This window comes from Bradyrhizobium sp., assembly GCF_028868675.1.
Lineage (GTDB): Bacteria > Pseudomonadota > Alphaproteobacteria > Rhizobiales > Xanthobacteraceae > Bradyrhizobium.
In genome coordinates this window covers 1-11,402 of sequence record NZ_JAGWUA010000159.1, presented here as the reverse complement: position 1 = coordinate 11,402, position 11,402 = coordinate 1, and the positions used below count along the sequence as shown (strand labels likewise).

Here is an 11,402-nt window from a genome sequence, read left to right as displayed (position 1 = left end):
GCCGCTGCCGTAGACGAACTCGGAGACCGGCGCGAGCGTCGCGGTCCCGACCTTCACGAGCAGCGGACGGCCATAGTAGAAATAATATCCGCCGCCACCCACGCATACGGCCACGGCGACGGCTGCAATGCCCCGCAGAGCCTTCTTCACGGTCGGATTCAGGGTCGGCAGCACCGACATTCTCCTTGTTCGAAACGTTCAGCGTATTCCATAGGAATCCAGTTCGTCGCGAACGCCGGGATCGATCGCGGTCGCGGCCTTCATGTCGGAATTTCCCGCGCTCGTCCGGCCCTGCCGCGTGTAGGCGATGCCGCGTCCATAAAGGGAGGTCGCGAGCTTCGGTCTGAGGCGCAGGGCATCATTGAAGTCGGCGATCGCCGGATCGAGCCGGCCCAGCATCAGATTGGCGAGGCCGCGGCTGTCGAGGGCGTCGGCATAGTCCGGCCGGAGCCGCAGCGCCTCGTTGCAGTCGGTGACCGCCATCTGGCCGCGGCCAAGCGCCACGTACACGAAGCAGCGGTTGTTGTAGGCCTGAGCGTTGCCCGGACCGTATTCGATCGCGCGCCCGAAGTCGTTGGCGGCGAGGTCGTACTCCTTCAGCCGCGCCAGGATGTTGCCGCGCTTGTAATAGGCGTCCGCGTCCTGCGGATTGCGGTTGATCGCGTCGGTCAGGCGGTCGTATTCGGCTCCCCGCCGGCGATCGGTCGTCGTGATCTCGTCGGTCCTGCCGTCCGAGGGGCGATTGGTGGCGAACTGGCTGGTCGACGGAGTGAGCGACTGGGCGAGCCGCTTGGCTTCGGAGACATCGGAGCCGGTCATCCTGCCGGTCAGCAGATCCAGGATGCGTTGCGCGTTCCGCTGCGTATCGGCGGGATTGGAGCTCGCGGCTGCCGCCGACGCCCATTTGTAGGCATCGATGTCGCTCCTGGACGTGCCGCGGCCGACGGCATACATTTCGCCGACGATGAGACGCGCCTGAGCGTGGCCGCGCTCGGCCGCCGAGGAGAGCCAACGGAAGGCTTCCGCGTCGGACCGCGAGACCCCGACGCCCTGGGCATACAGCACTCCCAGATAGAATTGCGCCCTGGTGTCCCCTCGCTGCGCCTGGCGCAGATAGTCTTCCGTCATCCTGGCGTCGCCGGCGTCGTCCGCACGGGACGTTCCGGCGCTCGACAGGGCGATGATCGCGACGATGAAAAGAGCCCTCAACATGGCCTTCAGCATTCTCTTCCCGACTTCGCTGCCGGGGCAGCCGTGAACGCGTCAAACATCTGTAGGGGCGGGCGCCGCGGCCGGATTGATCTTCCGCAAGCGCGCGCGCCTTTCCCGCACAGCTTCAGGCAATTCGGGGTACGTCGGCCCTGATCCAGATCAATTCGGACTTCGTGCGGCCCCGGCTCGTGCGGGGCTGGCCCAAATCGTCGCAGGCAGGGCGTCGCCCCGGCGCTGCCGGTCGCGGCGTCTTGCGGTAGCGCAAGGCGGCGGCCGGCCGGCCGGCTAGGGTAGGGCCCATGCCTGCGGCGGCCTCGAACATCGTCAGGACGATCAATCTCGCGCTGCAAGGCGGGGGCGCGCACGGCGCCTTCACTTGGGGCGTGCTCGATCGGCTCCTGGAGGAGGAACATCTCGCATTCGAAGGCTTGAGTGCGACCAGCGCGGGAGCCATGAACGCGGCCCTTTTCGCCTATGGACTGACCGTCGGCGGGCGCGAAGGCGCGCGCAAGGCGCTTGCCGGCTACTGGAAGCGGGTCAGCGATCTCGCCGCGCAGGGTCCGCTGCAGCCGAGCCCGATCGACAGGATGACGGCAAACTACAGGCTGACCTGGTCGCCGGTGTTCTACGTGATGAACCTTCTGACGCGCGTATTGTCGCCCTACGAGTTCAATCCCGCGAACATCAACCCGATGCGCGACGTCGTCGAGCAGTCCGTCGATTTCGACGTGCTGCGGCGCCCGGATTGTCCGGTCAAGCTCTTCCTCTCCGCGACCAACGTTCGCACGGGAAAGGTCAAGGTCTTTGCCGGCGAGGAGATCTCGGCCGCCGCCGTGCTCGCTTCGGCGTGCATTCCCACGGCCTTCCAGGCGGTGGAGATCGACGGCGAGGCCTATTGGGACGGCGGCTACATGGGCAATCCCGCGCTCTTCCCGCTGATCTACAACTGCAAGGTGCCCGACATCGTCATCGTCCACATCAACCCCCTGGTCCGCAAGGAGTTGCCGCGCACCGCGGACGAGATCTCGAACCGGATCGACGAGATCAGCTTCAATTCGTCGCTGATGCGGGAGATGCGAGCCGTCAGCTTCGTCACGCGGCTCGTCACGCAGCACCGCATCGTCGGCGAAGCGCTGCCGCACGTCTTCATCCACAGCATCGCCGACGACGACTTCATGGCGACGCTCAGCTCGACCAGCAAGTCCAACGCCGACTGGAGCTTCCTGTCCTATCTCCGCGACCAGGGACGAAAGTGCGCCGGCGACTGGCTGGCGAGGAATTTTGGCAAGATCGGCCTGCAATCCTCGGTCGACATCGATTCGGTGTATCTGTAAGGCGGGACGGCGATCGTCGGCCTCGCGTGCTAGCGCTGCGCCTGCACGCGCTCGGCGCCATCGGCGCAGACCGAGGCGACGATGCGGCAAGTCCGGCCCTTCTTGCCGCAATCGGCCAGCGCATCGTCCCTGGCTTTCTGAATGGTGTCGCGGGTGACGATGGCCCAGCTCGATCCGGAATGGGCGAACACGCCGCATTCGGTGCCGAAGAAGCTGATCTCGACGGGGCAGGATGCGGTGCCGCAAGACTGCTGGGCCGCGGCGACCGCCGCCTTGCGTGTCTCGTGCGACCAGGCCATGCCCCAGTTGCCGCTGCTGCGGGAATAGACGATCGCTCCCCACGGCCCCAGGCTGCCGGTTTCGCGCAGGATTCGCAGCAGGCCCTGGGTGGCCTGGCCGGTCTGAGGAAGGTTGCTCCGACGTTCGAACTCGCGGATCGCGTCCCGCGCCGCCGGGTTGAAGGGCCCCTCCATGGGACCGGGATCGAAATTGAGCGCATAGAGACGCTCGCGCATCTCGCGCAGCAGGCCGGCGTCGCCGATCGCGAGCTTGTCGTCCGGCTGCTCGACGGTGGAGTTCGCCGACGCGGTCTTCTGCTGTTGCAGGTTGATCCTGGCGAGGTCCGCGAACGCGCCGCTGGGATAGCGCTTCAGGTAGGCCTCGAACAGCAGCGGATTCTTCTCGTTCTTGATCGTCTCCCAGAATGCGATCTCGATGGAGGCCTGGTCGGGCTGTCTGGCGGCAGGCTCGGCCTGCTTGTCGTTGCCCGGCACCAGCGCGATGATCGATCCGCCGAGAGAGCCGTAGACGAACGGCTCCTGCCGGTTTCCGGTGCTCCTCAGGACCTCGTCGCGCACCCGGCCGAAGGCAAGCCGGACGTCGAGCCCGGGCGAAGCGATGAACTGCAGCAGCGCGGCGGTGAACGGACTGTTCGTGCCGTCGCCGTCCGAGGCGGTCGAGCCTGCCTTTGCCGCGAACGCGACCAGCGTGTCGGACGATTGCGGTTCGACCTTGGCGAGGCCGCGTCCGATCGCGCGCGACGCCAGCGTCCGCTTCATCGTCCGGGCGAACGGATTGTCGCGACAGGCGTCCAGGATGACGAGGCGCAGGCGCTTCGCTTGGTCGATCACCTTCAGCACGCGATCGAGCGGAATCGCCTCGTCCTCGGCATCCAGATCCCGCTCGAGCGTCGCATCGATGGGAATCAGGTAGTTGACGCCGTCGACCTCCATTCCGTGTCCGGCATAGAACACCACGGCGATGTCGGCGTCGGCGGCGACGTCGGAAAACTGCCGGAGCGCGCGTCGCATTTCGGCGATGCCGAGATCGCCGCGTGATTCCACGACGTCGAAGCCGGCGGATCTGAGCAGCGCCGCGACGGCCACGGCGTCGTTTGCCGGGTTCGGCAACTGGGTGGCGTTCTTGTAGGTCGAATTGCCGATGGTGAGCGCGACGCGCTTCTCGGCGTGGAGGGGACTGTTCGCCAGAAGCATGAACGCAGCGATCAGGAAAGAGGGCACCCACCTGCGCATGAAGCTGTCCCGGTCGGCAATCGCCGTGCTGTCCGATTCAAAGTGGGGCGACCCTGCTCTGTTACACGTAGATTGTCCCGGCCGCGTCGCCCTTGATTTAGGTCAACGCCGCATCGGCGGGATAAACGATGGTTTGCAGCAGACGGTAGCGTTGATGAAGAGGATTGGGTCGGATGGCAACGGGTACGACATGGCGATGGGCAGGCGCCCTTGGTCGCCTCGCAGCCGCCGTGCTTCTCGCCGCGCTGCCCGGATTCTTCGCCGCGACGGACAACGCGTTGGCCCAGGCGGGATCGGTCGGCGGCGTTGTCGGAAAGACCGGCAAATCCCAGTCCGGCAGCGACGAGGCGCCATCCGCCGCACCGGACTCCAGAACGCGCAGGGAGCCGCGCCCGGCCCGTGCCGCACCGACGTCGTCGTGCGGCAAGATGCCGGGAAACTGGGCATGGTTCAACGGCGTCACCGCCGTCATCAGCGCCGACGGAACCGCCAAGGCAGGCGCTCACACCGCGACGTGGACGTGCAGCAACGATTCCGTCGTCATGCATTGGAGCCATGGCTACACGGACAGGTTGCGGCTGTCGCAGGACGGAACTCATCTGGAAGGCACGAACGGTTTCATCACCGTTACCGGAAACAAGCGATAGGGGCGCCCGGACTCTCGGTCGCATCATCGGCCGTGGCGAGGCGCGCGACGAACTGCTAGGTTCATCGAAACGACCGGGCCTTCGACGGAGGGTACGGCGAGAAGAGACAGGGACGGAAACATGGCTGACAAGTCGGCAACGCCGAATTGGGATCCGCTCGTGCTTGCGGGGCAACTGCAGAACATCGCGCAGCAGAGCCAGCTGCTGATGCAGCGCTTCGTCTCCCAGCAGCAGGACGCCGCCAAGGCGGGAATGGGCGACACCTCGACCCTCGGATTCGACTTCGCCGACCTGATGGGACGGATCATGGCCGATCCGACTGCGGTCGCGAAGGCCCAGATCAACCTGTTCAACGAGAGCATGGCCATCTGGCAGAGGACGGCGGAGCGCATGTTTGCGCCGCCGGCCGCCGGCGAGGACAAGCCGAAGGACAAGCGCTTCAAGCATCCCGACTGGACCGAGAATGCGGTCTTCAGCTTCGTGAAGGACAGCTACCTCGTTGCAGCGAAGTCGATCCTGTCGACGGTTCGCGACGTCAGGGGTCTGGACGAGGCCGCGGCGCGCAAGGTCGATTTCTATACCCGCCAGTTCGTCGATGCGCTGTCGCCCACCAATTTCGTCGCGACCAATCCGGAAGTGCTCGCCGCGACGCTGGAGTCGGGCGGCCAGAACCTGCTGCGCGGGCTGGAGAACCTCCTTGCCGATCTGGAGCGTGGCGACGGCCGGCTCGCGATCAAGATGACCGACATGAAGGCCTTCCGTCTCGGCGAGAACATCGCGACCACGCCGGGCAAGATCGTCTACCAGAACGATCTCATGCAGCTGATTCAGTATGCGCCATCGACGAGGGATGTCCGGAAGCGGCCGCTGCTCATCGTGCCGCCCTGGATCAACAAGTTCTACGTGCTCGATCTGCAGCCCAAGAACTCCTTCATCAAATGGGCGGTCGATCAGGGCCACACCGTGTTCGTGATCTCCTGGGTCAACCCCGACGAGAAGCTCGCCGAAAAGAGCTTCGAAAACTACCTGCTGGAAGGACCGGTCGCGGCGCTCGACGCCATCGAGAAGGCGACTGGCGAACGCAAGGTCAACGCGATCGGGTATTGCCTCGGCGGAACGCTGCTGGCCTCGACGGCGGCCTGGCTGGCGGCGAGGGGCGACGATCGGCTCGCAAGCGCCACCTACTTCGTCACGCTCGTCGAGTTCACCGACGTAGGCGACATGCGGGTCTTCATCGACGACGAGCAGCTTGCGTCTCTCGAGCGGCGCATGCGCGAACGCGGATATCTCCAGGCCGAGGACATGGCGACCTCGTTCAACATGCTGCGGGCCAACGACCTGATCTGGTCCTTCGTCGTCAACAACTACCTGCTCGGCAGGGAACAGATGCCGTTCGATCTCCTGTTCTGGAATTCGGACTCGACGCGGATGCCGGCTGCGATGCACTCGTTCTATCTGCGCAAGATGTACCAGGAGAACCTCTTGGCAAAGCCCGGCGGCATCACGCTGGCCGGCGCGCCGATCGATTTGTCGAAGATCAAGATCCCGACGTTCATCCTGTCGACGCGCGAGGATCACATCGCGCCCTGGAAGTCGACCTACGCGGCGACGCGCCTCTACTCCGGGCCCGTCAAATTCGTGCTGTCCGCGTCCGGTCACATGGCGGGCGTGATCAGTGCCCCCGGAAGCAAATACGGGCACTGGATCAACGACGATCTGCCTCCGACCCCCGACGAATGGTTCTCCGGCGCGACGGCCCGTCAGGGATCGTGGTGGCCGGTTTGGGACGAGTGGATCACGCGGCTCGATCCGGAGCGGGTGCCGGCGCGCGAGCCGGGAGGCGGCAATCTCCCTGTGATCGACGATGCGCCCGGCTCCTATGTGCGCGTGCGCGCGGTCGCGACATAGGGCGACGAACAGCCTCTGGCCCGCGGTTAGTGAATTCGCCGGCTTGGGGAGGGCGGGTTCTCGTCCGGCTGCTCGGCGATCTCTGCGATCGGGCTCGCCTGATGGTGCACCAGGCGCCACACCTCGCCGGCGCGCCTGAACTGGTTGGTGGCAGCGAGCGCCGTGCCACCGACGATCTCGATGCACAACACCCGCGCGCTGTCGCCCTCGACGATCGCTTGCGGCTCGGCGCAGACGATCTGTGGTTGGGCGGGATTCGCCATGATGTCGCGCCAGCTTCCGATCACGGCCGCCCGTCCGATGATCGCGGGCCAGCCGGGATGGATGCAGGAGATGCTCTCGTCATCCGCCCACAGCCGTTCCATCGCCGGAAAGTCGCGGGCGGCGAAGGCGGCGTAGAAGGCCGCGTTGGCGGCGATGAGCGCGTGGTTGTCCGTCATATCCCGTCGGGGTGGGGCAATGACGAACAAAAAGCAAGGCCATTCTTCGCCGGACGGACGGAGTTCGCCCGGCCGCAGCAGGCGGCGGCGGTTGCTTCCTGATGAACGGTCAGGATTCGCGGCCGCCGCGCAATGTTCGCCGTTTGCGCCCGTCCGCTTCCTGTGATTGGCTCGCGTTCGGCAATGATGGAGGACATTCATGAAACTCTCCGGCAAGGTCGCCGCCGTCACCGGTGCGGCGCGCGGCATCGGCAGGGCCTGCGCTGAACGTTTCCTGAAGGATGGCGTCAAGGTCGTCATCTCGGACGTCGATAATGACGCCCTCGAGAAGACGGTCGCGGAGCTCGGGCATCCCGGCGATCTGCAGGCCGTGCACTGCCACGTGGCGAGACAAGCGGACGTCGACCGCCTCGTCGCAACCGCGGTCCGGGAGTTCGGCCGGCTCGACATCATGGTCAACAATGCCGGCGTTGCCCGCAACCAGGACCTGCTGCAGATATCTGAAAAGGATTTTGACGACGTCATCGCCGTCAACTTGAAGGGTGCATTCTTCGGCGTGCAGGCCGCAGCCAGGCAGATGATCGCGCAGGGCGGCGGCGGGGTCATCATCAACATGTCGTCGGTCAACGCGCTGCTGGCGATTCCGACGCTTGCGACCTACGCCATCTCAAAGGGCGGCATGAAGCAGCTCACCTCGGTTGCCGCCGTCGCGCTGGCCCCGCACAACATCCGCGTCGTCGCGGTCGGCCCGGGCACGATTTTGACCGACATGGTGGCGTCCGCGATCTTCAGCTCCGAAGACGCGCGCAAGAGCGTGCTGTCGCGCACCCCGATCGGCCGCGGCGGCGAGCCGAGCGAGGTCGCTTCCGTCGTCGCGTTCCTGGCGAGCGACGACGCGTCCTACATCACCGGGCAGACCATCTATCCCGACGGCGGCCGGCTGGTGCTGAACTACACCGTGCCGGTGAAGGAGTAGACGCTGCCATCGCAACTCTCACCGTACCGTCATTGCGAGGAGCGACGCGACGAAGCAATCCAGACTGCCTCCACGGCGGCGGTCTGGATTGCTTCGCTTCGCTCGCAATGACGGAGAATGCGGCTAGATCAGTGTGTCAAACAGGTCATTCCAGTCGGGATTTGAACTCTCGATCAACGCTAGTTTCTTGGCCCGGCTGCCGCCTTTGATCTGTTGCTCACGCGTGATCGCCTCGTTCATAGTGTCGTGCAACTCATACCAGACGAGAATCTTGCATCCGTACTTCTTGGAGAATCCCTCGACCAGCCCTTGCCTGTGTTCATACGCGCGGCGCGGCGGATTGGAGGTAACGCCTGTATAGATCGTTCCATTGCGGCGATTGGCGAACATGTAGACGCATGGCTGCTTCATGTGGCGCTCTCAGGAAGGTTGTGCTCGAAGACTATCACAACAATCTCGTCATTGCGAGGAGCGGAGCGACGAAGCAATCCAGAATCTCTGCGCGGAGAGATTCTGGATTGCTTCGCTTCGCTCGCAATGACGATGCGGAGAGTTCCGTGATGGCGCCGCGCTCCTCACTCCGCTGCGCTGCGCTCCTTGGCGCTTGCTGCAAGATGCCGGCCCGCGACGTAGCCGAAGGTCAGCGCCGGGCCGAGGGTGATGCCGGCGCCGGGGTAGTTGCCGCCCATGATGCTCGCCATGTCGTTGCCGGCGGCGTAGAGGCCCGGAATGACGCGGCCCTCGGCGTCGAGCGCGCGCGCGTTTGCGTCGGTGACGATGCCGGCATAGGTGCCGAGATCGCCGATCACCATCTTGATGGCGTAGAAGGGACCATGCGCCAGCGGTGCGATGCAGGGGTTGGGGCCGTGCAGCGCGTCGCCCTGGTAGCGGTTGTAGGCCTTCGATCCCTTGCCGAAGGCGGCGTCCTGCCCCTGTGCCGCGGTGGCGTTGAGCTGCGCCACCGTCTCCTTCAATCCCCTCGCGTCGATGCCGGCTTGCGCCGCGAGCGCGTCCAGCGTGTCGCCGCGCTTGAGATAACCGGTGCGCAAGTGATGGCCGAGCGGCATCGGGAACGGCGGCACGCAGCCGAGGCCGTATTTGCGCAGCGCCTCGTGGTCGCAGACGAGCCAGGCAGCGATCTCCTCGCCGGGCTTGGTCGCCTTCATCATCGCCTGGACGAAATCGTGATAGGAGTTGCCCTCGTTGGCGAACCGTTTGCCATCGCGCAGCACGGCGATGACGCCGGGCTTCGCACGATCGATGAAATGCGGCATCACGCCGCCCGATCCGTCCTTGCGCGTCGTCAGCGACACCGGCACCCAGGCCGCCGCGTTCGGCAGGCGGTTCTCGACATGGCCGCCGGCAGCTTCAGCGAGCCGCAGGCCGTCGCCGGTGTTGCCGGTCGGCCCCGGCGAAAAATGCTCGTGGCCGGTCGGCGCATGCGGAAACATCTTCTTGCGCCGCGCGACGTCATGCGGGAAGCCGCCGCAGGCCAGCACGACGCCGCGCCGCGCGCGCACGCGCACGCTGCGTCCCTCGCGTGCGACCACCGCGCCCGTCACTGCGCCGTTCTCGACGGTCAGCTCACGCACCGGGGAGGACAGCCAGAGCGGGATGTCGAGGTCGAGTGCGGATTTGGCGAGGCGTCCCGCCAGAGCATTGCCGTTGGTCAGCGTCATGCCGCGGCCGTAGCGCAGCACGTCCATGAGATGGCGCGATAGGCGCCTGACGACGTAGATCGCCGAGGTCAGCGATTTCGTCGCGCGCATGAAATGGATGATCTCCTTGCCGCTGCCGAGCATCATGCCGAACACCGTGAGTTCGGGCAGCGGCCGTCCGAGCGTCTTGATGTGGTCGCCGAGCTCGCGGCCGTCGAAGGGGCGGGTGACCATGGAGCGGCCGCCCTGCGCGCCGCCGGGCGCCTCCGCGTGATAGTCCGGAAACACCAGCGGCATGTCGAAGCGCAGCGCGGTCTTCGTCGTGAAGAAATCGACCGCCTCGGGGCCCGTCGCGAGGAAGGCATCGACGCGGGCGGCATCGAAATTGTTGCCGGCCTCGTGGCGCAGATAGGTCCGCGCCTGGTCCGGCGTCTCTTCGATGCCGTAGGCGCGGGCGAGCGAGGTGCCGGGAATCCAGAGCCAGCCGCCGGAGCGGGCAGTGGTCCCGCCATAGCGCGGCTCCTTCTCGACGATCAGCACGTCGAGTCCGCGGGAGCGGGCAGTGATAGCGGCCGCCATGCCGGCCGCCCCCGATCCGGCCACGAGCACGTCGCATTCGAAGATATCGCCGCGCTCGCCGCCACACATCTCGCACCTCGTTCCTTGTCGATTGGATCAAGAGGGGGATCGTCAGGCAGGTTTGTCAATCGGCAATTTGCGGATGGCGGGAGCTCACCGATCCCTACCGGCACGCGGGATTTGCAGCGCCCGGGATCGACAGGAAGGTGATCGTGGCCGGCGCCAGATGAATTCGCCCGGCGCGCGCGGGGCGTGCGATCAGCTCGGGTAGGGCATTGTCGGCGGTCAGCGCCAGCGGCCGGCCGTTCAACTGTACGGTCGGACCTTGCAGTTGCGCCGCATGCAGCGCATAGCGCTCCGAGGCCAGCGGGAGCGCCACGCTGCGCGAAACGTGACGCGAAATGTTGATCGCAAGCAGCGTGACTCCGCCGGGAATCGACGGATGGCAATGCGCGTAGAGATGCAGGCCGGATAGGGCGCCGGCGTCGAGCACGGTCGTGCCCATCAGGCGATGCCACAGCAGCGCGCCCCAGTAGTTCGGGCGTGGACGAAAGGTGCGTTCCTCGAGCAGGCCGTAATCGCTGGCGGCGAGCGTATTGTGCATCACCACCTGGACGCCGGCTTTGGCGAGCCGGCCGAGTTGATCGAGATAGCGGAAGGTGTCGAGGAAGGTCGCGTCCCACCGGTTGCCGCCGCAGGCAGCGTCCGCCGTCTCGGTCAGCCAGATCGGCTTGCCCGGCTCGAACGCGTCGCGCAGCGCACGATAGACCGACAGCGCGGCGTCCGTCCGCGCAAGCCAGGCATCGCTCAGCGCCTGCGTGGGATCGTCGCGGCCGCCGCAGCGCGGCGAGAGCGCGCCGTAGTGATGGTAGGAGAAGCGATCGAGGCCGGGACCGGAAGCTTCGAGCAGGTCGCGGGTTCGCAGGCCGGAGGTGGCAGCAGGCGCGTCGCCGGTCGAGCCTGGCCCGACGATCAACGTCTCCGGCGCGGCGCGCCGCATCAAGTCACGAAAGACTCTTGCGTCACGGCCATAGGCCTTGGCATCATAGCCGGGCGGCGCGCCATTGTTCGCCGCCAGGTTCGGCTCGTTCATGAACTCGACGGCGGCGATGCGAC

9 protein-coding genes and 1 pseudogene are annotated in these 11,402 nt (G+C 65.9%); 4 read left to right on the top strand and 6 right to left on the bottom strand.

Annotated features, from left to right (window positions below; all coding sequences use genetic code 11):
• Positions 1 to 198: 198 nt before the first annotated feature.
• Complete coding sequence (locus KGM94_RS18670) at positions 199 to 1,212, bottom strand: tetratricopeptide repeat protein (RefSeq protein ID WP_300262610.1); 1,014 nt, start codon at positions 1,210 to 1,212, stop codon at positions 199 to 201.
• A gap of 299 nt (positions 1,213 to 1,511) precedes the next feature.
• Between KGM94_RS18670 and KGM94_RS18665 the strand changes: the two genes are divergently transcribed.
• Entirely contained in the window at positions 1,512 to 2,546 is a 1,035-nt protein-coding gene (locus KGM94_RS18665; RefSeq protein ID WP_300262607.1) for a patatin-like phospholipase family protein, read from the top strand.
• Between the two features lie 29 nt (positions 2,547 to 2,575).
• On the opposite strand, the gene KGM94_RS18660 is transcribed toward KGM94_RS18665, so the two are convergent.
• On the bottom strand, positions 2,576 to 4,078 hold the full coding sequence (locus KGM94_RS18660) for a caspase family protein (RefSeq protein ID WP_300262604.1): 1,503 nt from the start codon (positions 4,076 to 4,078) through the stop codon (positions 2,576 to 2,578).
• 173 nt (positions 4,079 to 4,251) lie between these two features.
• Between KGM94_RS18660 and KGM94_RS18655 the strand changes: the two genes are divergently transcribed.
• On the top strand, positions 4,252 to 4,725 hold the full coding sequence (locus KGM94_RS18655; protein ID WP_300262601.1) for a hypothetical protein: 474 nt from the start codon (positions 4,252 to 4,254) through the stop codon (positions 4,723 to 4,725).
• A 120-nt stretch (positions 4,726 to 4,845) separates the two neighbouring features.
• Positions 4,846 to 6,633, top strand: a complete 1,788-nt coding sequence (phaC, locus tag KGM94_RS18650) for a class I poly(R)-hydroxyalkanoic acid synthase (RefSeq protein WP_300262598.1) — start codon at positions 4,846 to 4,848, stop codon at positions 6,631 to 6,633.
• A 26-nt stretch (positions 6,634 to 6,659) separates the two neighbouring features.
• Here phaC and KGM94_RS18645 read toward each other — a convergent pair whose 3' ends face one another.
• Positions 6,660 to 7,073, bottom strand: a complete 414-nt coding sequence (locus KGM94_RS18645) for a nuclear transport factor 2 family protein (RefSeq protein WP_300262595.1) — start codon at positions 7,071 to 7,073, stop codon at positions 6,660 to 6,662.
• A gap of 199 nt (positions 7,074 to 7,272) precedes the next feature.
• Between KGM94_RS18645 and KGM94_RS18640 the strand changes: the two genes are divergently transcribed.
• Positions 7,273 to 8,049 (top strand): SDR family oxidoreductase, encoded by a 777-nt coding sequence (locus tag KGM94_RS18640; protein WP_300262591.1) that lies wholly within the window; start codon positions 7,273 to 7,275, stop codon positions 8,047 to 8,049.
• Positions 8,050 to 8,172: 123 nt separating this feature from the next.
• Here the strand turns inward: KGM94_RS18640 and KGM94_RS18635 are convergent, their stop codons facing one another.
• The 3 genes and pseudogenes from KGM94_RS18635 to KGM94_RS18625 form a co-directional block, all read right to left on the bottom strand.
• A complete protein-coding gene (locus tag KGM94_RS18635; protein WP_300262588.1) occupies positions 8,173 to 8,460 on the bottom strand; it encodes a GIY-YIG nuclease family protein in 288 nt (95 codons plus the stop codon).
• A 164-nt stretch (positions 8,461 to 8,624) separates the two neighbouring features.
• Complete coding sequence (locus tag KGM94_RS18630) at positions 8,625 to 10,355, bottom strand: FAD-dependent oxidoreductase (protein WP_300262586.1); 1,731 nt, start codon at positions 10,353 to 10,355, stop codon at positions 8,625 to 8,627.
• 94 nt (positions 10,356 to 10,449) lie between these two features.
• Positions 10,450 to 11,402, bottom strand: a pseudogene (locus KGM94_RS18625) (hypothetical protein); the annotation flags it as partial.